The organism is Mesorhizobium sp. M0938, assembly GCF_040319125.1.
In the GTDB taxonomy this organism is placed as follows: domain Bacteria; phylum Pseudomonadota; class Alphaproteobacteria; order Rhizobiales; family Rhizobiaceae; genus Mesorhizobium; species Mesorhizobium robiniae.
This window is the reverse complement of record NZ_JAMYNS010000011.1, coordinates 14,774-36,513: the sequence shown is the minus strand read 5'-3', so window position 1 is coordinate 36,513 and position 21,740 is coordinate 14,774. Positions and strand designations below refer to the sequence as shown.

Below are 21,740 nucleotides of genomic sequence, written 5' to 3'. Positions count from 1 at the left end.
GCATGTTTTTTCTCAGCGACTTGCTGAACAAGAAACTCAATCTGCCGAAGCCTGCCGAGGCGCTGCCGGGTCGTGCGAAACCTATCGCGACGGCATCCGAACATTTTGTCTCGAAGCGGCCGCTCAAGGGACCCTATCCCGAGGGACTGGAGACGGCGATGTTCGGGCTGGGCTGCTTCTGGGGCGCCGAGCGCATGTTCTGGCAGGTCGAGGGCGTGTGGGTCACGGCCGTCGGCTATGCCGGTGGCGTCACCCCCAACCCGACCTACCAGGAAACCTGCACCGGTCTTACCGGCCATGCCGAAGTCGTGCTCGTCGTCTACGACCCCAAGATCGTGTCCTATGCGCAGCTTCTCAAGCTGTTTTGGGAAAGCCACGACCCGACGCAAGGCATGCGCCAGGGCAACGATGTCGGCACCACCTACCGCTCGGCGATCTACACGTTCGGTGATGCGCAATACCAGGCGGCGATCACCTCGCGCGATGCCTATGAGGCCTCGTTGCGTGGTGCTGGCCGCGGCAAGATCACCACCGAGATCGCGCCGGCACCTGAATTCTACTACGCCGAGGAAGACCACCAGCAATATCTGGCGAAGAATCCCTATGGCTATTGCAACCTGCAGGGCACCGGCGTCGCCTGCGCCATTCCGGCTGCCGTTTCCGCTTGAGGCCTTTGGCGAGACGATGATCCGTGGCGCCGGGATGCGGCGCCACGCTTTTCCAAAAGGTCAAAATTCCGCGTGAATTTTGTTTCGGGCCGTGCCAGATTGGCCCGAAGCGGGAGGAGGACACTCCTGTCTGACGTCGCATGCCTGCCGGAGAACCGGGCGGGCAGGCGGTGCGTAACGGAAAAATAACCGACAGGGTGTGGATCACATGAAACGTATCGTTCTCGGCCTCCTGGCCGCAACTGCGATGGTTCTTCCGGCCTTCGCCGCGGATATTCAGCCCGCGCTTCTCTACGATCTCGGCGGCAAGTTCGACAAGTCGTTCAACGAAGCGTCCTATAATGGCGCCGAAAAGTTCAAGGCCGAAACTGGCATTGCCTATGTGGAATTCGAGGTCAGCAACGCGACCCAACGCGAGCAGGCGCTGCGCCGTTTCGCCGAGGATGGTCGCAATCCGATCGCCATGGCGGGCTTCTCCTGGGCGGATGCGCTGGAGAAGATCGCCGTCGAGTTTCCCGACACCAAATTCGCCATCATCGACATGGTCGTCGACAAGCCCAATGTCCGCTCCGTCGTCTACAAGGAGCAGGAAGGTTCCTACCTCGTCGGCGTGATGGCGGCGATGGCCTCGAAGTCGAAGAAGGTCGGCTTCATCGGCGGCATGGATATTCCGCTGATCCGCAGATTCGGCTGCGGCTATGTCGGCGGCGCCAAGGCAGCCGGCGCGACCGATGTCATCCAGAACATGACCGGCGATACGCCGGCAGCCTGGAACGATCCGGCCAAGGGCGGCGAGATCGCCAAGACGCAGATCGACCAGGGCGCCGACGTGATCTACGCGGCGGCAGGTGGAACCGGGGTTGGCGTGCTGCAGGCGGCGGCGGATGCCGGCAAACTCGGCATCGGCGTCGATTCCAACCAGAACGGACTGCAGCCCGGCAAAGTGCTGACCTCCATGGTCAAGCGCGTCGACGTTGCCGTCTACAACACCTTCATGGACGCCAAGAACGACAAGTTCACCGGCGGCATCAACGACCTCGGCCTCAAGGAAGGCGGCGTCGACTACGCGATGGACGACAACAACAAGGCGCTTGTCGACGACGCGATGAAGGCGGCGGTCGAAAAGGCCAAGGCCGACATCATCGCCGGTACCGTCAAAGTGCACGACTACATGTCGGACAATGCCTGCCCGTATTGATCGACCGACGTCGCTGACATGATCGAAGCCGCCGGGTGAAAACCCGGTGGTTTTGCTTATCGGTAAGCTCACCAGTGCGGCGGCTTGGTCACCGGCACATCGGGCGCTGCCTGTTCCTCCAGCGCCAGGAAGCGATCGGTCAGCGCATCGAGTTTGCGCTGCATGCGCTCGATCACCTTCCATTGCTCGGCGATCTGGCCGGATAGCTCCTCGATGGTCTTCTCCTGCTCGGCGGCGCGGATTTCCAGCGTCGTCAGCCGGTCGGCGGGCATGATCATTTGAAAATCCTTGGACTTGCAAAGTGCGACATTAGAGCGACGTGCGTCCACTTGGACGCACAAAGTACGCTCTAAGACTCTTAAATCTTCGCATCGTGCTTTCCGAAAATCGAATCCGGTTTTCCGGTCGATGCTACAGCGAATGTGAAGGCTGCGGCCACGTTCGAAATTGACAAGCGCGCGGTGATTTGTCGAGAGTGAACGCTGCTCCGGCCGATTGGCACAGACGGGGTGTCATGCTAGGCGTTTTGACCAAGCGATAAAAAAATAAGAGTGGGACAGGGCTGCATGGCGCAAGCCGCAATCGAGCTGATCGGCATCAACAAGAGTTTTGGCGCCGTGCGCGCCAACCGCGACATCAATCTGGAGATCGTGCGCGGCACCATTCACGGCATTGTCGGCGAGAACGGCGCCGGCAAGTCGACGCTGATGTCGATCCTCTATGGCTTCTACCAGGCCGACAGCGGCGAGATCCGCGTCGGCGGCAAGCCGGCGTCGATCAAGTCGCCAAACGACGCCATAGCGCTCGGCATCGGCATGGTTCATCAGCATTTCATGCTGGTCGACAATTTCACAGTGCTGGAAAACGTCATTCTCGGTGCCGAAAGCGATGCCCTGCTGAAGAAGAGCATCGCCAAGGCGCGGTCGGAACTGGAACGGCTCGAGCGCGAATACGGGCTGGAGGTCGATCCCGATGCGATCATCGAGGAGTTGCCGGTCGGCCTGCAGCAGCGTGTCGAAATCCTCAAGGCGCTGTATCGCGGCGCCGAGATCCTGATCCTCGACGAGCCGACGGGCGTGCTAACGCCCGCAGAAGCCGACCATCTGTTTCGCATCCTCAAGCAGCTGAAGGAGCAGGGCAAAACGATCGTGCTGATCACCCACAAGCTGCGTGAGATCATGGCGATCACCGACACCGTGTCGGTCATGCGCCAGGGCACAATGGTGGCGACCAGGGAGACCAGGAAGACGACAGTCGAAGAGCTGGCCGAGCTGATGGTCGGGCGCCGCGTGCTGCTCAGGGTCGAGAAGGGCGAGGCGGAAGCCGGCGGTGTCAAACTCGCGGTGAAGAACCTGACGGTGAAGGATTCCCGCGGCGTCACCATGGTCGACGATATCTCTTTCGATGTGCGCGCCGGCGAGATCGTCGGCATAGCCGGCGTTGCCGGCAACGGGCAATCGGAAATGCTCGAGGCGATTTCCGGCATCAGGCGCGCCGTCTCGGGCTCCGTCATGCTCGACGGCAAGCCGATCGATCTCACCGGGGCCGCCGATCCCGGCGAACTGCGCGACCGTGGTCTCGCCCATGTGCCGGAGGACCGTCATCACGTCGGGCTGGTGCTGGCCTTCGAGGAGAACGAGAATTCGATCCTCGGCTATCACGACGATCCGCGCTACCTCCGGGGGCCGTTCCTCAACATCGACGCCATCCGCGACGACGCCAAGGACAAAATTACTAAATACGACATCCGCCCGGCGGACTGCCGGCTCAAGACCGCCAATTTCTCGGGCGGCAACCAGCAGAAGATCGTGCTGGCGCGGGAAATGGAACAGGATCCCGGCGTGCTGATCGTCGGCCAGCCGACGCGCGGCGTCGATGTCGGCGCCATAGAATTCATCCACAAACGGCTCATCGCCATGCGCGACCAGGGCAAGGCGGTGCTGGTGGTGTCGGTCGAGCTCGACGAGATCCGTTCGCTCTCCGACCGCATCCTGGTGATGTTTGCCGGCCGCATTGTCGGCGAGCGCGGCCCGGAGGCGACCGAGGGCGAGCTCGGCCTGCTGATGGCGGGTGTCGAGCGCCAGGAGGCGGCGGCATGAGCACGCCTTACGCCAAGCTGCCGGCCTGGGCCGATTACGGGCTGATCCCGGTGATCAATCTCGCCGTTGCCTTCGTCGTCGCCGGCTTCGTCGTGCTTCTGGTTGGAGAAAATCCGTTCCGCGCGGCCGCCGTCCTGGTCGAGGGAGCCTTCGGCCGAGGGCAAGGCATTGCGTTCACGCTTTTCTACGCCACCACCTTCATCTTCAGCGGGCTTTCGGTGGCGGTTGCGGCGCATTGCGGCCTGTTCAACATCGGTGGCGAGGGCCAGGGCTATATCGCCGGTCTCGGCATCGGCATCGTCTGCCTGGCCTTCGACAGCGTGCTGCCCTGGTGGCTCACCTTCCCGCTGGCGATCATCGCTTCCGCGGCAATGGGGGCGCTGTGGGCGCTGATCCCGGCCTATCTGCAAGCCAAGCGCGGCTCGCACATCGTCATCACCACCATCATGTTCAATTTCATCGCTGCCAGCGTCATGGTCTACGCACTGGTCGGGTTCTTGAAGCCGGCCAATTCGATGGCGCCGCAGACGCGTACCTTCCTCGACGGCGCGCAACTGCCGAAGCTCAACTGGGTCATCGAGCTGTTCGGCGCCAAGATACGCTCGGCGCCGTTCAACATCAGCTTCCTGCTGGCGCTGGCCATGGCCTTTCTGGTCTGGGTGCTGATCTGGCGCACCAGGCTCGGCTACGAGATGCGCACCTACGGCCACAGCTCGAAAGCGGCGCGCTATGCCGGCATTTCGGAGACCCGTATCATCATCATAGCCATGATGATTTCGGGCGCGCTGGCCGGCATGATGGCGCTCAACCCGACAATGGGCGACCAGCACAATGTCGCGCTCGAATTCGTTTCGGGCGCCGGTTTCGTCGGCATCGCCGTGGCGCTGATGGGGCGCCTGCACCCGGTCGGAATCGTGCTGGCGGCGATCCTGTTCGGCATGCTCTATCAGGGCGGCGCCGAGCTTGCCTTCGAGATGCCGGCGATCAGCCGCGACATGATCGTCATCATCCAGGGCCTGGTCATCCTGTTCGCCGGCGCGCTCGAGCACATGTTCCGGCCCTATGTCCAAGCGCTGTTCGCTTCGCTCAGCCCGAGATCTGTCGGCATGGAAGCGATCAAGGGGAAGGGTGCTTGAGATGGATTTGTTCAACGCCATCATCCAGGTTCTGGACTCGACCATCCGCCTGTCGGTGCCCTTGCTGCTCGCTTGCCTCGCCGGCCTCTATTCCGAACGCGCCGGCATTTTCGATATCGGGCTCGAGGGCAAGATGCTGGTCGGCGCCTTCGCCGGTGCCGCCGCAGCTTCCGTCTTCCATTCCGCCTATCTCGGCCTCGGCATGGCCATCCTCATCTCGGTCGCCTTCGCGCTGATCCACGGCTTCGCCTCGATCACCCACCGCGGCAACCAGATCGTCTCCGGCGTGGCGATCAATTTTATCGCCGCCGGATCGACGATCATGCTCGGCCAAGCCTGGTTCAGCCAAGGTGGTCGTACGCCGGCTTTGGCCTCGGACGAGCGGTTCGGGGCGATCGTCTGGCCCGGTGCGGACGCGCTCAGGGGCGTGCCGATCCTCGGTCCGATATATTCGGAACTCATCTCCGGCCATTCCGTGCTGGTCTATGTCGCGTTCCTCGCCGTGCCGTTCACCTGGTGGGTGCTGTTTCGCACCCGCTTCGGCTTGCGGATGCGCGCAGTCGGCGAGAACCCGGCCGCGGTCGACACCGCCGGCATCTCGGTCGCCTGGCTGCGCTACCGAGCGCTGATCTGCACCGGTGTGCTCACCGGCATTGCCGGCGCCTATCTGTCGATGGTGCAGAACGGCGGCTTCGTCAAAGACATGACCGCCGGCAAGGGCTACATCGCGCTGGCCGCGCTGATCTTCGCCAAATGGAAGCCGGTCAACGCCATGTTCGCCTGCCTGTTGTTCGGCTTCCTCGACGCGCTGTCGATCCGCCTGCAGGGCACGCCGCTGCCGGTGATCGGCAAGGTGCCGGTGCAGCTCATGCAGGCGCTGCCCTATATCCTCACCGTCATCCTGCTCGCCGGCTTCATCGGCAAGGCGATCCCGCCGCGCGCCGGCGGCGTGCCCTATGTCAAGGAACGCTAGGCATGGCCGCGAAAGGTCGAATCCGGTTTTCGGACCGGGCCATGCGAAAAGGAAAATAAATGTCGCATGATCTGTTCGAAGCGGCCAAGGCCGCCATGGCCAAGGCCTATGCGCCCTATTCGAAGTTCCCGGTCGGGGCGGCATTGCGCACCGAGGACGGCCACGTCTTCGCCGGCGCCAATATCGAGGTCGCGTCCTATCCGGAAGGCTGGTGCGCCGAAACCACTGCGCTCGGCCACTACATCATGGGCGGCGGGGGCAGGATCACGGAGATCGCGGTGATCGCCGAGCGCATGTCGAAATGCTCGCCCTGTGGCGGCTGCCGGCAGCGGCTGGCCGAATTCTGCCGGCCGGAAACCAAAGTCTATCTTTGCGACAATGGCGGCGTGGTCGAGACCGTAACCATGGGCGAGATGCTGCCCTACGGCTTCCAGGGCGATATTCTGAAATGAAAGAAGCGCTAGATCGTCTCGTCGAAAGGCTGGACGGGCTGGCGCCCGCCACCGCGCTGGTGCTGGGTTCGGGCCTTGGCGGGCTTGTCGACCAGGTCGAGGACGCTGTCCGCATTTCCTATGCCGAATTGCCGGGCTTTCCCAGAGGCGGCGTCACCGGCCATGCCGGCGAGGTGGTGGCGGGACGTTTTGCCGATACACCAGTGCTGATGCTGTCCGGCCGCGCGCATTATTACGAGCATGGCAACGCGGCGGCGATGCGGCCGGCGCTGGAGGTGCTCGCCGGCCTCGGCATCTCGAACCTGGTCCTCACCAATGCCGCCGGCTCGGTCGATCCGGACATGGAGCCCGGCTCGGTGATGCTGATCACCGACCACATCAATTTCTCGGGCTCCAACCCGCTGATCGGCGAGCCGAGCGACCGTCGCTTCGTCGGCCTGACCGAAGCCTATGATGCCGGCCTTCGCGCGGCGATCGATACGGCAGCGAAGGCGACGGATACCGCGCTGCACCAGGGTGTCTATATGTGGTTTTCCGGGCCGTGCTTCGAGACGCCCGCCGAGATCCGCATGGCGCGTGTCATGGGCGCCAATGCCGTCGGCATGTCGACCGTGCCGGAAGTCATTCTTGCCCGCTTCCTCGGCCTGCGCGTCGCCGCCTGCTCGGTCATCACCAACCTCGCCGCAGGGATGACCGGGGCGGAGCTTTCGCACCAGGAGACCAAGGACATGGCGCCGGTCGGCGGCGCGCGGCTGGCGACCATTCTGCAGCGTGCGTTCCAGGACGGGTTGCCGGAGAGTAAGGTCCTGGCCTGATGCTTCCCCAGGAAATCATCCGCAGCAAGCGCGATGGCCACAAGCTGTCGGTGCAGGAGATCGCCAGCTTCATTGAAGGCGTGACATCAGGCACCGTCTCGGACGGGCAGGTCGGGGCCTTCGCCATGGCGGTGTTCTTCAATGGCATGAGCCGCGACGAAGCGGTGGCGCTGACGCTGGCCATGCGCGATTCCGGCGATGTGCTCGACTGGTCGGATCTGCCGGGCCCGGTCACCGACAAGCATTCGACAGGCGGCGTCGGCGACAATGTCTCGCTGATGGTGGCGCCGATTGTAGCCGCCTGCGGCGCCTATGTGCCGATGATTTCCGGTCGCGGCCTCGGCCATACCGGCGGCACGCTCGACAAGATGGATGCCATATCAGGCTTTATCAGCCAGCCGGATGTTGCGCGTTTCCGCAAGGTGGTGCTCGAAACCGGCTGCGCCATCATCGGCCAGACCGCCGATCTCGCCCCCGCCGACCGCAAGCTCTATGCGATCCGCGACGTGTCGGGAACTGTCGAATCGGTGCCGCTGATCACCGCCTCGATCCTGTCGAAGAAGCTCGCTGCCGGCCTGCAGTCGCTGGTGCTTGACGTGAAGGTCGGCAACGGCGCCTTCATGGAGAAGTCGCGCGATGCAACGACACTGGCGAACAGCCTGGTCGACGTCGCCAATGGTGCAGGCCTGAAAGCCTCGGCACTGGTCACCGGCATGAACGAGCCGCTGGCGTCGGCTGCCGGCAACGCGGTCGAGGTGCAAAATGCCGTCGATTTTCTCACCGGCCGCTTCCGCGATCGACGCCTGGAGGATGTGACGCTGGCTTTGGCCGCCGAGATGCTGCAGTTGGCCGGACTGGTCTCGTCCAACCAGGACGGCATGCGGCGCGCCGCCGAGACGCTTGCCGGCGGCCGCGCGGCGGCCGTCTTCGCGCGCATGGTGGCGGCGCTCGGCGGTCCGGCCGATTTCGTCGAGAATCCGGAAAAATACCTGCCGAAGGCAGCGACCGAGTTTGCGGTCAAGGCGACCGAAAACGGCTTTGTCACCGGCATCGCCACCCGCGACATCGGGCTTGCCGTCGTCGGCCTTGGCGGCGGGCGCATCCGGCCGGACGACAGGATCGACCATGCGGTCGGCTTCACCCGGCTGTTGCCGGTCGGTGCGGAGGTGCGGCACGGCGAGGCGCTGGCGCTGGTCCATGCCCGCAATGTCTCCGATGCCGAGGCGGCCGCGGCCGCCGTGCTGTCGGCCTACACGATCGGCGCTTCGAAGCCGCCCGCGGAAAAAACCGTCATCCGGCGGATCCTGCCGCGCAGATGATCACTGGACGAGCAGCAGCGCGCCGTTCTCGACCTGGTATTTTTGAAGCCGCTGGAGAAAACTCAGGCCGATCAAATTGGTGCGCAGTGCTTTGTCGTCGAGCACCACCGCCTGGACGCCGTCGACCGTGATCTTGCCGATCTGCAGCCGATCGATAGTCACCACGGCAGCCTTGATCGCCCCGTTGGCGGTGTTGACCGTGTGGCGGAAGTCCGACGCGTTCAGTGAAATGCCGATCCTGCGCGCCGTCGAAGAGTTGATGGCGACCAGCGTCGCGCCGGTGTCGATCATGCCGTCGACCTGACGGCCGTTGAGCTTGAACGCCGACGTGAAATGCCCGCGGGCGTCGGCGGTGACGACGACCTTGCGGCCGAGCGGCTGCGGCGTTGCCGGCCTATCGCGAACCGCAACCAGATCCAGATCCGTTGGCGGTTCGGCGGTGGGCCTCGCCCCGACGGCCGATTTCAACAGGTTGTCGAGTATCTGGGGATTCGACTGATAGACGATCGGGATCGACGTCGATGTTCCGGCGAGCACGCCAAGGATGAGAAGCTTGCGCAGCATGGACCGGCCTTCGTGAAGGCCCATGCTTATCGCGACATGGTGTTTGCCGCTTTAACAGATGCGGAAAGCGGCCGTTTGCGTAAACGATCGGTAAATGAGTGGCACGGTCACTTCGTCCCGTACATGCGATCGCCGGCGTCGCCAAGGCCGGGCATGATATAGCCCTTCTCGTTGAGCTGGCGGTCGATGGAAGCGGTGAACACCGGGACATCGGGATGCGCCTGTGTGAAGCGCTCGAGGCCCTCTGGTGCCGCCAGCAGACAGAGGAAGCGGATGTTGGTGGCGCCGCGTCCTTTCAGCTTGTCGATCGCCGCGATTGCCGAATTGGCGGTGGCCAGCATCGGATCGACGACAATCACCAGCCGGTCGGCAAGATCGCTCGGCGCCTTGAAGAAATATTCGACCGCTTCCAGCGTTTCATGGTCGCGGTAGAGGCCGATATGGGCGACACGCGCCGCCGGCACCAGGTCGAGCAGGCCTTCGAGCAAGCCGTTGCCGGCGCGCAGCACAGAGGCGAAGACCAGCTTCTTGCCCTCCAGCGTTGGCGCTTCCATCGTCTCGATCGGCGTTTCGATCGTCGTCGTCGTCAGTTCGAGGTTGCGGGTGACCTCGTAGCCGAGCAGCAGCGAAATCTCCCGCAACAACCGCCGGAAGCCGGCCGTCGAGGTTTCCTTCTTGCGCATGATGGTCAGCTTGTGCTGGACAAGCGGGTGGTCGACGACGGTGACGCCCTTCATGGTGTTCTCCTAGCTGCGCAGGTGAATGGTGAATGGTGAATAGTGAATAGTGAATAGGTTTGCGAGTCCTTGGTTCAGCGGAAAAACCGCGGTCGACGGACCGAGGCGCCGAGTGGACCATTCACCATTCACCTGCCCTTGACGTCGAGGCGGGCGAGAAGCGTTGTCCTGGTCTTCTTATCGATGAAGGCGGCCTCGATTGCGGTTCTGGTGACGGCGGCGAGCGCCTTGTCGTCCATCGAAAAATGCTCTGCGGCAATGTCGTATTCGCGCTTCAGGGACGTCCAGAAATAGGGCGGGTCGTCGGAGTTTAGCGTCACCTTGCAGCCCGCCGCCTGCAGTGCCGGAAAAGGGTGATCGGCGAAACTGTCGAAGACCTTCAGCGCGATGTTGGAGCCGGGACAACATTCGAGCACGACGCCTTCGTCGGCGATGCGCCTGACAAGATCGAGGTTTTCGATGGCGCGCACGCCATGGCCGATGCGGGAGGGGCGGATGTGGTCGAGTGCGGCCTTGACGCTCTCCCAGCCCATCAGTTCGCCGGCGTGGACGGTGATGCCGAGGCCGGCTTCGCGCGCGATTTCGAAGGCCCTGACATAGTCCTCCAGATCGCCCATCCGCTCGTCGCCGGCGACGCCGAAGCCGGTGACCAGCGGATGCCCGCAACGGGCCGCAAAGCGCGCCGCCTGCTCGATCGAATAGACGCCGGCGTTGCGCACGCCGGTGACGATCATGCGGCCCTCGATGCCGGTCTTGGCCTTGGCGCGCGCCATGCCTTCGCCGAGCGCGTCCGTATAGGCCTTGGGCGACAGGCCGGCCTTTCCGGCGTGATCCGGCGAGGTGAAGATCTCGGAATAGATGGCGCCGTCGCGGGCGAGGCTGGTCAGGTAATGATCGGCCAGCCTTGCATAGTCCTCTTCCGTGCGGAACAGGTCGGAGGAGAAGTCATAGGCGGCGAGGAAGGAGGTGAAATCGTGCCAGACGAAAGAGCCATCCTGAATGTAAGGCGAGGTGTCCTTGCCGTATTTCTGCGCCTGGCGGATGACGAGTTCGGGCGCCGCTGCCCCTTCGATATGGCAGTGCAGTTCCGCTTTCAAAGGCATGCAATCATCCCGTCAGGTCAACCCAGGTCGTGGAGCCATAAGCGTGATTCCACACCCGCGAAGCGCGGCCGAACACCGCGCCTTAAACAATAGCGTCGGCACCATCGATCGGCTATGGTCCCGCCGGTTTTATGGCGGATCAAAAATAATGTCGGTTGAGAGAACCACAGCCGTTGGCGGCATGGAGACCTCCTATGGTTTCAAACGTGTGGGGGCAGGCGAGAAGCAGTCCCTGGTCAATGACGTTTTCCACAAGGTCGCGAACCGCTACGATCTGATGAACGACCTGATGTCGGCTGGGCTCCACCGGCTGTGGAAAGACGCCATGGTCACATGGCTCAATCCACCGAAACGACCGGGCTGGAGTGTTCTCGACGTCGCCGGCGGCACCGGCGACATCGCCTTCCGCATCGTCGAGGCGAGCGGCAGCAATGCTCATGCCACCGTTCTCGACATCAACGGCTCGATGCTCACCGTCGGCCGCGACCGGGCCGAGAAAAAGGGCCTGACTGACAATACCGATTTCGTCGAAGCCAATGCCGAGGAGCTGCCGTTCGCCGAGGCCAGTTTCGACGCCTACACGATCGCCTTCGGCATTCGCAACGTGCCGCGCATCGATGTGGCGCTTGCCGAAGCCTATCGCGTGCTGAAGCCCGGCGGGCGCTTCCTGTGCCTTGAATTTTCCGAGGTCGACATGCCGCTGCTCGATAAGGCCTATGAGGCGTGGTCATTCAATGCCATCCCCAGGATCGGCAAGGCGGTTACCGGTGACGGCGAGCCCTATTCCTATCTGGTCGAATCGATCCGCAAATTTCCCAATCAGCAGAATTTTGCGGCGATGATTTCCCGCGCCGGCTTCGACCGGGCTTCTTTTCGCAATTATTCCGGCGGCATTGCTGCGCTTCATTCGGGCTGGAAGCTTTGAGGCTGGCCCGTATTTTTCACACTCGATGTGCCCTTCGCCGGTCTGGGAAATCGGCAGGGCAAGCGCGGCCATGAGCGAGATCGCCGCTGGTTTCAGGCTCGTGCGGGCTGGCTGGGTGCTGGTCCGCGAAGGCGTCGTGGCTGCCTTGCCGGGCGACGAGCTCTCCGGCCTGCCGAAATTCGGCTGGCGTATGGCACGGCTGTTCACCCGCCGCCGTGCGCTTGCTTATGAGCGTGGCGACCGGCTGGCCAAGGCGGTCGTCCGGCTCGGCCCGTCCTATGTCAAGCTCGGCCAGTTCCTGGCGACAAGGCCCGATGTCGTCGGCAACGACATAGCGCTCGATCTCGCCATGCTGCAGGACAAGATGCAGACATTTCCTCAGGCCGAGGCCATTGCGGCGATAGAAGCCTCGCTCGGGCGCAAGGTCGGCGAGCTCTACGCCAGTTTCGGCGAGGCCGTCGCCGCCGCGTCGATCGCTCAGGTCCATATCGCCGAAACGCTGCAGGACGGCGTCGGTTCGCGGGTGGCGGTGAAGGTTATCCGGCCGGGCGTGCGCCGCCGTTTCTTTCGCGATCTCGAAAGCTATTTCCTCGCCGCCCGTCTCCAGGAAAAATACATCCCGTCGTCGCGCCGGCTGCGGCCCGTCGAAGTGACCCAGACGCTGGCGCAGACCACAAAGATCGAAATGGATCTGAGGCTTGAGGCGGCAGCGCTTTCGGAGCTCGGCGAGAACACCAAGGATGATCCCGGCTTTCGCGTGCCGCACGTCGATTGGGAACGGACCGGGCGCGACGTGCTGACCATGGAATGGGTTGACGGCATCAAGATGAACGACATTGCCGGCCTCACTGCCGCCGGCCATGACCTGAAGGCGATCGCCGTCAATCTGGTTCAGTCATTCTTGCGCCACACGCTGCGTGACGGCTTCTTCCATGCCGACATGCATCCGGGTAACCTGTTCGTCGAGCCCGACGGCACCATCGTCGCCGTCGATCTCGGCATCGCCGGCCGTCTCGGCAAGAAGGAGCGCCGTTTTCTCGCCGAAATTCTCTACGGCTTCATCACCCGTGACTATCTGCGCGTTGCCGAAGTGCATTTCGAGGCCGGCTACGTGCCGCGCCAGCACCATGTCGCGGCATTCGCCCAGGCGATCAGGGCGATCGGCGAGCCGATCCACGGCCAGCCGGCCGAGACCATCTCGATGGCCAAGCTGTTGACGCTTCTGTTCGAGGTGACCGACCTCTTCGATATGGCGACGCGCTCCGAACTGGTGCTGTTGCAGAAGACCATGGTGGTGGTTGAGGGCGTCGCCCGCACCCTCGACCCAACCTTCAATATGTGGAAGACGTCCGAACCGGTGGTCGGAGGCTGGATCTCAGGCAATCTCGGTCCGCGCGCTCTGCTGGCCGACGCACGCGACGGCGCCAGCGCGCTGCTGGCGCTCGCTCGCCAGGCGCCGGACCTCGCCGCCCGCACCGAGCGGCTGTCGCGCGAGATCGATTTGATGGCCGAACATGGGCTGCGCTTCGACAAAAGGACAGCGGACGCGATCGGCAAGGCCGAGGCACGTCATACGCGCTCCGGCCGGCTGGCGCTGTGGGTGATCGCGCTGGCGCTGGTCTATATCGCATGGCAGATTTTCTAACGGCTTGTCCTTGATTGATTGCATTGCTATCATTGCTTTCAGTTAGTTGGGCAAAAGTGCAATCATATGGCCAGCATCACCATTCGCAACCTTGATGACGAGGTCAAGGACCTGCTGCGCCGGCTGGCGGCAGAGAATGACCGGTCAATGGAAGAACAGGCGCGGGTTATGATCCGGGCCGCGGTCGAAGGGCAGCTCGGTCCGGTCGGCCGCATCGACCAGATCGAGAAAACCCTCCGCGAGTTGACGAGTTCGCACAGTCCGGCAACGCCAATTGCCGCCGTGTCCAGCCAGATCCCGCGAGGCACCCTTTCCGGCAAGCGCATCCTGCTCATCATCGGCGGCGGCATCGCCGCCTACAAAGCGCTCGACCTGATCCGCCGGCTGCGTGAGCGGGGCGCTGCCGTGCGTGTCGTCATGACCGCCGCAGCGCAGGAGTTCGTTACCACGCTGTCGGTCGGGGCGCTGTCGGCCGATCATGTCTTCACCGATCTGTTCGACCGCAATGACGAGCACGATGTCGGCCACATCCGACTTTCGCGCGAGGCCGACCTTGTCGTGGTGGCGCCGGCCACCGCCGACCTGATGGCGAAGCTTGCCAACGGCCATGCCAATGACCTTGCCTCCACCGTGCTCATCGCCACCGACAAGCAGGTTTTGATGGCGCCGGCCATGAACCCGAAAATGTGGTCGCATCCGGCGACCCGGCGCAACCGGGCGACGCTCGCCAAGGACGGCATCGCATTCGTCGGCCCGGCGAAGGGCGAGATGGCCGAGAGCAACGAAGCGGGCGAAGGCCGCATGGCCGAGCCGCTGGAGATCGTCGCTGCGATCGAGGCTCTGCTCGACGTCAGGCCGAAGCCGCTGGCCGGCATAAAGATCATCGTCACCTCAGGGCCGACGCATGAGCCGATCGACCCGGTGCGCTACATCGCCAATCGCTCGTCCGGCAAGCAGGGCCACGCCATTGCGGCGGCGCTGGCAAGGTTGGGCGCCGATGTGCGCCTCGTGTCCGGTCCGGTCGGCATTGCCGATCCGGCTGAGGTCACCACGCTGCATGTCGAAACCGCAAACGAGATGAAGGACGCCGTCGAACAACTTCTGCCGGCGGACGCCGCGGTGTTCGTCGCGGCAGTCGCCGACTGGCGCAGCGAGACTTCGGCCGGCGAGAAGATCAAGAAGGTGGTGGGCAAGGGGCCGCCGGCGCTGCAGATGATCGAAAACCCCGATATTCTTGCCGGTGTCGGTCACCACAGGAAGCGGCCCAGACTGGTCGTCGGTTTTGCCGCCGAGACGCAGGATCTCGTCAGGAACGCCGAGGCCAAGCTTGCGAAGAAGGGCGCCGATTTCATTGTCGCCAACGACGTGTCGCATGACAGCGGCACAGGGGCCTCGGGTGTGATGGGCGGCGACCGCAACAAAGTGCGGATCGTCTCGAAGGCTGGTGTCGACGAATGGCCCGAGATGAGCAAGGACGAGGTGGCGACGCGGCTCGCCGCCCTGATCGCCGAACGGCTGAAGACGATTATCGTGTAGAGCGGCGGACTCTCAAGTCGAATCGTACCGCCGCTCTATTTCTTTGTTTGAGCATCGGATTTTCCCAAAACCGCTTCGCACTTTTGGGTCCGATGCTCTAGCCGGTTGCCTCCTGTGGCCGGGCTGCCGGCCCTGAGATCCTCAGGGCGGCAAGACATCCCAGAATCCCGGGAGGCACGAAGGCGAGGAACAGCCAGGTGGCGACATTCGCTGCCGCCTCTCGGTTCAGGCCTTCAGAAAAACCGCTGGCGTTGGCGACGATGCCAGTCAACGCGGCGCCGACTGCATAGCCGATGCGCTGCATCGTCGGCACGGCGGCGGAGGCTATCGTCTGCTCACCGTCGCGTGCCGATGCCACGATAACGCGGGTGACGAAGGGCCAGGCAATGCCGAAGCCGCCGCCTTGCAGCAAGGCACAGAACAGGATCAGCGGTATCGAACCCGCCGGCACGGCATAGGCGAAGCCGGCGATGCCGGTCGCGATCATCAGCGCGCCACCGGTGATGATCAGCCTCTCGCGCTCCGGCGGCGCATTGGCGACGAGGATCGACAGGATCGACCAGGCGATCGATTCGGCGGCGATGATATAGCCGGTGGTCAGGATCGGAATGCCATGCAGGCTGGTCAGAAGCAGCGGCCCATAGACGGCGAAGGAACAGGTCGCCACCGAAAAGGCGGCGACCATGGTCATGCCTGCGCCGACCGGCGAGCGCCATGAGAACAGCCGCGACGGGAACAGCCGCGAGCGCGGCTTCAGCGCATCGATGCGGACGAACAGCGCAAGGCCGAGCAGGCCGAGGGTAAGCAGCAGAGAAGAGCGCAGCGGAGCAATGTCGACACCGGCAGTGGCGATCAGCACGACGCTGACGGCAAGGCAGCCGAGCGCGGCAAAGGGGAAGGGCGGCGCTGTCCCGGTGATCGCCCGCGGGTGGGTTGCCTCAGGCGTGTCGAGCACGATGAAGCTCGCCAACGCCATGGCCGTGCCGACGAGCGTGAAGACGCCGAAAGCCCAGCGCCAGGAGAGCAACTCGGTCATCACCGCACCGAGCACCGGCCCGCTGAAGGCAGCCACGCCCCAGATTGCCGACATGACGCCGAAAAGCTGCGGCCAGATGGCGCGTGGAAACAGCCGCTCGACCGAGACGAAGGCCAGCGACACCAGCGCGCCGCCGCCAAACCCCTCGATCAGGCGACCGGCCAGGAACAGCGGCATGGAGGGCGCGATGGCGCAGACCAGGGCGCCGGCCGCATAGAGCAGGGCGGCGACCACCATGTTGGTGCGCAGCGCGACATAGCTCACAAGGCGCCCGGCGGCAGCGCCGGCGACGATGGCACCGAGCTCGTAGATTGCCAGCGACCAGCCGACCAGCTGAACGCCGGCGAGTTCGCCGACCATGGCTGGCATCACCGTTGCCACCATGGTTTCGTTGGTGGCATGCAGCAGGATACCGAGGCTGATGAAGCAGAAGCGCGCCAGATCGCCGTTCGCCCACAGCGCGCGCCAGTCGACCCTGTTTGTGCTGGTTTCGGTCACCCCGTCCTCCCGAATTTTCTTATACGCCAATTCAAAAAATGGTGGAGCGCTCTTCGTCTCCAAATGGGCCGCGGCGCTTCGGGACGGGTTGTAAAACCTCAACCACAGTTGAGCTCAAGCGGTTTTTTGCGGGTGCGCCGAGAATACTGACGAAGGCGGGAAGTCGGCGTGATCGAAGATGGGCGCTGGCGGCGATCAAGGCGGCCGCGATGAACATATAGGTGTGGTGGTCCCAAAAATGATGCGGCGCGGAACAGTCCTATCCTGTTCCGCGCCGCGCAGAGCTACGCCTTGCCGCTTATTTGAAAGAGTGGATCAGCTCCAGCGAGGTTACGGCGACTGCCAGGTTGACCCCGGTCTGCGCCTGCACGTTGAGCGGCTGCAGCGAGAAGGCGCTGTTCAGTCCGCCAACCAGAAGGTTGGCGCCGCCGCCGGTCACCAGGCTGGCCTCGGCGTTGACGCCATAATAGCTGCCGGCAAGATCGCCGGAATTGCGATCGCGAGTGGCCGCCAGAACAGCCCATATCAATTCGCCCTGGTGCGTCTTGCCGACGTCGACGCCGAGCTTGGAAATGATACCGGTATAGGCTTCGGGCGGACCGCCATGATGGGGGCGAAAGGTGCAGGCCACGCCTTTGTTGGAGGTGATGATGTAGCCGGTGCCGCCGTCGATGGTGCAGTCGAGCACGCCGAGCTCCAGCTTGCCCGCGCTGGCAGGGGAAGCCAGCACCGTGGCGGCAAGGGCGGCGGCGCAGGCGAGTTTCTTGATCATAGGAGTGGTCCTTTCGCGAATAGCCTTGAACAACGGCTGAGCATCGCGAGCGTTCCGCCGAAAACTTGGCGCGATCAAGGCGGGCGTCAATGCATAGTCATTGAAGGCTTCGAAGGCATGCCAAACGTCAGGCCTGCCATATGAGGCCGAACGCCGCCGTTGGTCAGCCGGCGCTGGTGCGCGCCAGGCCGTCCTTGGCCGGCTGGTAGGTCGGGTTGAGGCGCACCGCCTCGCGGTAGGATTTTGCCGCCTTGGCCTTGTCGCCGCGCCGCTCGTAGATCAGCGCCTGGTTGGACCAGGCCTCGGCATTCTTGCCGTCGAGCTTGATTGCCATGTTGATGTCGGCGAAGGCGTTGTCCTCGTCGTTCATGGCGAGGTAGGAGAGGCCGCGCCCATTGTAGGGTTCGGCGGCGTCCGGCGCCAGCGAGATGGCAGTCGAGAAATCCTCGATGGCGAAAGCGTGCTGGCCCTGGCTCTGATAGATCAGGCCGCGATTGTGGTAGGCACGCGCATCGGTCGTGTCGAGCTGGATCGCCTTCTGGAAATCGTTGAACGCTTCCTGGGTACGGCCGGCTTTGCGGTAGAGATTGCCGCGGCCGATATAGGCGGCGTCATAGTCGGCATTGATCTGGATCGAGCGGTTGTAGTCGGCAAGCGCGGCCGCCTGGTCGCCGAGGAAGCGCTGGATGAGAGCGCGGTTCGAATAGGCCTGGTAGAAATTCGGATTGAGCTGGATGGCGGTGTTGAAGTCCTTGAGCGCCGCCTGATACTGGCCACCGCGGCCATAGGCCGAGCCGCGCACATTGTAGCCTTCCGGATCCTGGGGACTGCGCTGGATAACCGCCGACAGCGAGGAGATGTTCTCGGCCGACCCCTGTGCCTTGTCGATGTTGGTGAATTCGCCAGTCGGGGCTGTCTGGCAGCCGGCGAGCGCCAGCCCGGAAAGCAAGGCTGCCGTCAGTGCAAAGCCGCGCAATGCGGTTCTGCGCTCCACGCTTATTGCATTCATGTCTGCTCTGTCCTCACTGCCCGCCGCGTCGTCAGGTCTGTTCCCCTCCGAACCGGCCTCGCGAACCGGCGTCTCCGAATCGAGGAATTCAAAACAAAAAGGTGGCGGCGATTACGCATCGCGCCACCTTGGATATCCTTCGAAAAGGACGAAAAATTGGCGTTAGAACCGCGGCGGTCGCGGAGCACCGGCACCAGCAGCACCACCAGCCGCCACCGGGCGAGGCGTCATCGGCAGCAGGCCTTCGCGCTGGGCGCGCTTGCGGGCCAGCTTGCGGGCGCGGCGAACGGCTTCCGCCTTTTCGCGGGCGCGCTTCTCGGACGGCTTCTCGTAATGTCCGCGCATCTTCATTTCGCGGAAGATGCCTTCGCGCTGCATCTTTTTCTTGAGCGCGCGAAGCGCCTGGTCAACATTGTTGTCGCGGACGAGTACCTGCACGGGCAATCCTGTCTTTCGTGTTTGATATCAACAGGCAAGCGGCCATAGCCACGAGCCTCCGCGGCGATTTACACCACGAATTGTGGCGGCTGATAGCAGAATCACGCCGCTCTGTCCACTGCCGAAACGAAAAACCCGCCTCGGCGGGTCGTCGGCGCAAATCAGCACCATGCCCAAATACTTAGCATAACTGCCGTCAAAAAGCAAGAATCACGACCTCGGGCGGCGGTGTGTCGGCCTTCTCGACAGGGGTCCCTGTCGGCGCGGATGAGCGATCGGTGGCATTTCTCCGTCACCGATAAATTCTGCTGCCTCAATCCGGCAAAAACGGCCCGCCTGGCTTTACCGATGAAGGAACCAACTTCGCTCCCCGGTGGTTGTTGCGGCGACGCAAGCAGAGGAGAAAACCGATGTCAGACACCCGTGAATGGCTCGTCCAGTGGCTCCGGGACGCGCATGCGATGGAGGAGCAGGCCGAAACCATGCTGAACGGACAGCTGAGCCGGCTGGAGAGCTATCCCGAGCTCAGTAAGCGCATCAGGCAGCACGTCGACGAGACGAAGGGGCAGGCCGCACGCCTCAGAACCTGCCTGGAAGGGTTAGACGAGGATACATCCACACTGAAGGACGCCGGCGGCAAGCTGATGGCGGCGGCGCAGTCCCTGAGCGGCGTCTTCGCAGGGGACGAGGTGATGAAAGGCTCACTCGCGAGCTACACTTTCGAGCATATGGAGATTGCCTCCTACAGGATCCTCATCGCGGCCGCCGAATCTCTTGGTGAAACAGAGGTCGCCCGCGCCTGCGAACAAAACCTGCGTGAAGAGGAGGCAATGGCCGAGTGGCTGAAAAACAACCTGCCCGCGACCACTAAGCAGTTCCTGGCTCGCGCGGCGTCGGACAGCGACAATGCCAAGCGGTGACGACAGCAGGCCGGCGGCCAAAGTGAAGCCGTCCTCTATCTGGCGAGCTTACAGCTATGCCTGGATCACACTCGGCTTCTTCATCATCTCGCTTGTCGGTCACTGGGTTTTCGGCTGGTTCGCCTATCTTGACGAGCAGCAAGCGCTTGGTCAGCCGCCCGAATTAGGCGGCTATCTGATCGAGATGAGTCGCGACACGCTCGAAAACTGGCAATCGGAATTCCTGCAGCTGCTCTGGCAGGTCGGTGGCCTGGCGTTCCTGCTCTTCGTCGGCTCGCCGCAATCGAAGGAGGGTACCGACCGGATGGAGGCCAAGATCGACGCGCTTCTCACGCTTGTCGATCCGAAGAAAGGCAAGGAGGCGATTCGCGCGTTGGACCTCCAGTATGACGGCCGACACACGGACGAGCCGCACGCCCACCGGAACTAAAGCTGGGGCGGAAATTTGGCCCGGAGCCGATCATCGCTCCGAGTTTTCTTCAACGACGCAACCAGATCGCTATGACGCCGTGGCGAGGTGAAGCCGCTCGAAATCCTCAAAGAACTCGCCGTAGTCGCAGGTTATTTCCTCGCCCGCCGCTATGTCGCGGGTCGCAGTTGCTCCGCCATACTGAGAAAAATCCGTGTTCGGCCTCTCGGCATGGTTCATGAAACGGCCATTGTCGACTTCATAGACCATGAATCCGGGCCGGTCGGGGCTTGGATAGGCATATCTGTCGAGCAATTCCTTGAGGTGCGGCGGCGCGGCCTTATATTTTTCCATCGGGATCAGCCGGTCGAAATCCGGATCGAGCTGCCAAATCGACGCTCCCTTCCTGATCGGCTCGGCGGCGAACACACCAACGCCCTCGATTGCGCTAGCAGCGATGTAGGTCCGGATCAGCAGCATGTTTCAGGCCTGTCTTCGAACGGAAGTGTCCGAAGAAATCGCCAAATCGCGCGGGAAGCAAGACCGCTTTTGCGATATTGCGGCTCGCTCACCCGCGCGGGAAATGCCTCACGTCCGGTTGATCGAGACGCCGCCATCGGCAAACAGCGCCGTTCCGGTGGTGAAGCTCGACGCATCCGACGCCAGATAAAGCGCCGAGCGGGCGATCTCCTCCGGTTGCGCCATGCGCTTCAGGGCGTGAAGACCTTCGACGAAAGTCCGGGCCTCAGGTGTGGTCGTCGTCGCGCCCGGCGTGTCGGTGCCGCCGGGCAAAAGTGCGTTGACGCGCAACCCTTGTGCTCCGTATTCGGCCGCCAGAACCTGCGTCAAACCGATCAGCCCAGCCTTGGCCGCGGCATAAGCGGCCATGCCCGGCATGCCGGCGGTGCGACCGACGAAGCTGGAGGTGAAGATCAGCGAACCGCCACTGCGCTCCAGCAGCGCCGGCACCTGGTATTTCGCACCGACAAAGGCGCCGGTCAGATTGATGTCGATGGTCTCGTGCCACGTCTCCAGCGACATGTCGGGAACCGGTTCCATCTGGCCGACGGAGCCGGCGTTGTTGAAGGCGATGTCGAGCCCACCGAACCTGTCCACCGCAAGATCGACAAGCGTCTTGGCATAGGCCTCGTCCCTGACATCGCCGGCAAGGGCGATCGCGGTGCCGTCGGCTTCCTCGATTTCGCCGACAAGCTTGTCGAGCTCCGTCTGACGGCGGGCGGCAATCACAAGTATAGCGCCTTGTTCGGCGAAGAGCTTCGCGGTGGCGCGGCCGATGCCGGAACTGGCGCCGGTGACGATGGCGATTTTGTTGGTGAGTGCGAACATCTTCTGCATCCTTTTTCTTTGTGCCAGCTTTGCCGGCAATCGGATACTTGATCGCAGCCGGGGGCGGCGCGAGCCACCCGATACCTGCGAACGCGTCGTCGGTTGAACATGTCTTTTTTGTCGCGGCGCAAAACGGCAAGC

At 63.2% G+C, this 21,740-nt stretch carries 23 protein-coding genes; 13 read left to right on the top strand and 10 right to left on the bottom strand.

The features are described from left to right. The first annotated feature begins 2 nt into the window (after window positions 1–2). A complete protein-coding gene (gene msrA / locus NKH73_RS20015) occupies window positions 3–668 on the top strand; it encodes a peptide-methionine (S)-S-oxide reductase MsrA (RefSeq protein WP_352935219.1) in 666 nt (221 codons plus the stop codon). Window positions 669–876: 208 nt separating this feature from the next. Further along, the gene (locus tag NKH73_RS20010; RefSeq protein WP_352935217.1) at window positions 877–1,866 is read left to right on the top strand and encodes a BMP family lipoprotein; all 990 of its coding nucleotides are present in this window, start codon (window positions 877–879) and stop codon (window positions 1,864–1,866) included. 68 nt (window positions 1,867–1,934) lie between these two features. Here NKH73_RS20010 and NKH73_RS20005 read toward each other — a convergent pair whose 3' ends face one another. Then, the gene (locus NKH73_RS20005; RefSeq protein ID WP_123151274.1) at window positions 1,935–2,141 is read right to left on the bottom strand and encodes a SlyX family protein; all 207 of its coding nucleotides are present in this window, start codon (window positions 2,139–2,141) and stop codon (window positions 1,935–1,937) included. A 291-nt stretch (window positions 2,142–2,432) separates the two neighbouring features. On the opposite strand from NKH73_RS20005, the gene NKH73_RS20000 reads away from it, so the two are divergent. The 6 genes from NKH73_RS20000 to deoA are packed head-to-tail and all read left to right on the top strand — an operon-like array spanning window position 2,433 to window position 8,660. Next, window positions 2,433–3,965 (top strand): ABC transporter ATP-binding protein, encoded by a 1,533-nt coding sequence (locus NKH73_RS20000; RefSeq protein ID WP_352935214.1) that lies wholly within the window; start codon window positions 2,433–2,435, stop codon window positions 3,963–3,965. After that, the gene (locus NKH73_RS19995; RefSeq protein WP_352935212.1) at window positions 3,962–5,101 is read left to right on the top strand and encodes an ABC transporter permease; all 1,140 of its coding nucleotides are present in this window, start codon (window positions 3,962–3,964) and stop codon (window positions 5,099–5,101) included. Before NKH73_RS20000 ends, NKH73_RS19995 begins: the two co-directional genes overlap by 4 nt. 1 nt (window position 5,102) lies before the next feature. Beyond that, entirely contained in the window at window positions 5,103–6,074 is a 972-nt protein-coding gene (locus NKH73_RS19990; RefSeq protein ID WP_352935209.1) for an ABC transporter permease, read from the top strand. 59 nt (window positions 6,075–6,133) lie between these two features. Then, complete coding sequence (gene cdd, locus NKH73_RS19985) at window positions 6,134–6,526, top strand: cytidine deaminase (RefSeq protein WP_352935206.1); 393 nt, start codon at window positions 6,134–6,136, stop codon at window positions 6,524–6,526. Continuing rightward, entirely contained in the window at window positions 6,523–7,341 is an 819-nt protein-coding gene (locus tag NKH73_RS19980) for a purine-nucleoside phosphorylase (protein ID WP_352935204.1), read from the top strand. The genes cdd and NKH73_RS19980 overlap by 4 nt, the downstream gene beginning before the upstream one ends. Continuing rightward, window positions 7,341–8,660 (top strand): thymidine phosphorylase, encoded by a 1,320-nt coding sequence (deoA, locus tag NKH73_RS19975; RefSeq protein ID WP_352935202.1) that lies wholly within the window; start codon window positions 7,341–7,343, stop codon window positions 8,658–8,660. The genes NKH73_RS19980 and deoA overlap by 1 nt, the downstream gene beginning before the upstream one ends. Here the strand turns inward: deoA and NKH73_RS19970 are convergent, their stop codons facing one another. The 3 genes from NKH73_RS19970 to NKH73_RS19960 form a co-directional block, all read right to left on the bottom strand. Continuing rightward, entirely contained in the window at window positions 8,661–9,224 is a 564-nt protein-coding gene (locus tag NKH73_RS19970) for a TIGR02281 family clan AA aspartic protease (RefSeq protein ID WP_352935200.1), read from the bottom strand. Between the two features lie 107 nt (window positions 9,225–9,331). Further along, window positions 9,332–9,961: a uracil phosphoribosyltransferase gene (gene upp / locus NKH73_RS19965; RefSeq protein ID WP_352935197.1), complete on the bottom strand. Its 630-nt coding sequence runs from the start codon at window positions 9,959–9,961 to the stop codon at window positions 9,332–9,334. Between the two features lie 128 nt (window positions 9,962–10,089). Then, on the bottom strand, window positions 10,090–11,064 hold the full coding sequence (locus NKH73_RS19960) for an adenosine deaminase (RefSeq protein WP_352935195.1): 975 nt from the start codon (window positions 11,062–11,064) through the stop codon (window positions 10,090–10,092). Window positions 11,065–11,212: 148 nt separating this feature from the next. On the opposite strand from NKH73_RS19960, the gene ubiE reads away from it, so the two are divergent. The 3 genes from ubiE to coaBC all read left to right on the top strand — a co-directional run bounded on the left by ubiE (window position 11,213) and on the right by coaBC (window position 15,170). Next, entirely contained in the window at window positions 11,213–11,989 is a 777-nt protein-coding gene (gene ubiE / locus NKH73_RS19955; RefSeq protein WP_352935193.1) for a bifunctional demethylmenaquinone methyltransferase/2-methoxy-6-polyprenyl-1,4-benzoquinol methylase UbiE, read from the top strand. 70 nt (window positions 11,990–12,059) lie between these two features. After that, the gene (gene ubiB, locus NKH73_RS19950; RefSeq protein WP_352935191.1) at window positions 12,060–13,634 is read left to right on the top strand and encodes a 2-polyprenylphenol 6-hydroxylase; all 1,575 of its coding nucleotides are present in this window, start codon (window positions 12,060–12,062) and stop codon (window positions 13,632–13,634) included. A gap of 66 nt (window positions 13,635–13,700) precedes the next feature. Further along, window positions 13,701–15,170, top strand: coding sequence for a bifunctional phosphopantothenoylcysteine decarboxylase/phosphopantothenate--cysteine ligase CoaBC (gene coaBC / locus NKH73_RS19945; protein WP_352935189.1), 1,470 nt, complete (start codon window positions 13,701–13,703; stop codon window positions 15,168–15,170). Between the two features lie 97 nt (window positions 15,171–15,267). Here the strand turns inward: coaBC and NKH73_RS19940 are convergent, their stop codons facing one another. The 4 genes from NKH73_RS19940 to rpsU form a co-directional block, all read right to left on the bottom strand. Beyond that, on the bottom strand, window positions 15,268–16,704 hold the full coding sequence (locus NKH73_RS19940; protein ID WP_352935187.1) for an MFS transporter: 1,437 nt from the start codon (window positions 16,702–16,704) through the stop codon (window positions 15,268–15,270). A 298-nt stretch (window positions 16,705–17,002) separates the two neighbouring features. Further along, window positions 17,003–17,476, bottom strand: coding sequence for a DUF992 domain-containing protein (locus tag NKH73_RS19935; protein ID WP_352935185.1), 474 nt, complete (start codon window positions 17,474–17,476; stop codon window positions 17,003–17,005). Between the two features lie 163 nt (window positions 17,477–17,639). After that, the gene (locus tag NKH73_RS19930) at window positions 17,640–18,485 is read right to left on the bottom strand and encodes a tetratricopeptide repeat protein (protein ID WP_352935182.1); all 846 of its coding nucleotides are present in this window, start codon (window positions 18,483–18,485) and stop codon (window positions 17,640–17,642) included. A 162-nt stretch (window positions 18,486–18,647) separates the two neighbouring features. Then, the gene (gene rpsU / locus NKH73_RS19925) at window positions 18,648–18,923 is read right to left on the bottom strand and encodes a 30S ribosomal protein S21 (protein WP_095488505.1); all 276 of its coding nucleotides are present in this window, start codon (window positions 18,921–18,923) and stop codon (window positions 18,648–18,650) included. Window positions 18,924–19,333: 410 nt separating this feature from the next. Between rpsU and NKH73_RS19920 the strand changes: the two genes are divergently transcribed. Continuing rightward, window positions 19,334–19,843 carry a ferritin-like domain-containing protein gene (locus NKH73_RS19920; protein WP_352935180.1) on the top strand — a complete coding sequence of 170 codons (510 nt, stop codon included), beginning with the start codon at window positions 19,334–19,336 and terminating at the stop codon, window positions 19,841–19,843. Further along, window positions 19,830–20,273, top strand: coding sequence for a DUF6766 family protein (locus NKH73_RS19915; protein WP_352935178.1), 444 nt, complete (start codon window positions 19,830–19,832; stop codon window positions 20,271–20,273). The genes NKH73_RS19920 and NKH73_RS19915 overlap by 14 nt, the downstream gene beginning before the upstream one ends. Before the next feature lie 69 nt (window positions 20,274–20,342). Here the strand turns inward: NKH73_RS19915 and NKH73_RS19910 are convergent, their stop codons facing one another. Further along, window positions 20,343–20,732 carry an SET domain-containing protein gene (locus NKH73_RS19910; protein ID WP_352935175.1) on the bottom strand — a complete coding sequence of 130 codons (390 nt, stop codon included), beginning with the start codon at window positions 20,730–20,732 and terminating at the stop codon, window positions 20,343–20,345. Window positions 20,733–20,840: 108 nt separating this feature from the next. After that, on the bottom strand, window positions 20,841–21,599 hold the full coding sequence (locus NKH73_RS19905) for an SDR family oxidoreductase (protein WP_352935171.1): 759 nt from the start codon (window positions 21,597–21,599) through the stop codon (window positions 20,841–20,843). Window positions 21,600–21,740 lie beyond the last annotated feature (141 nt).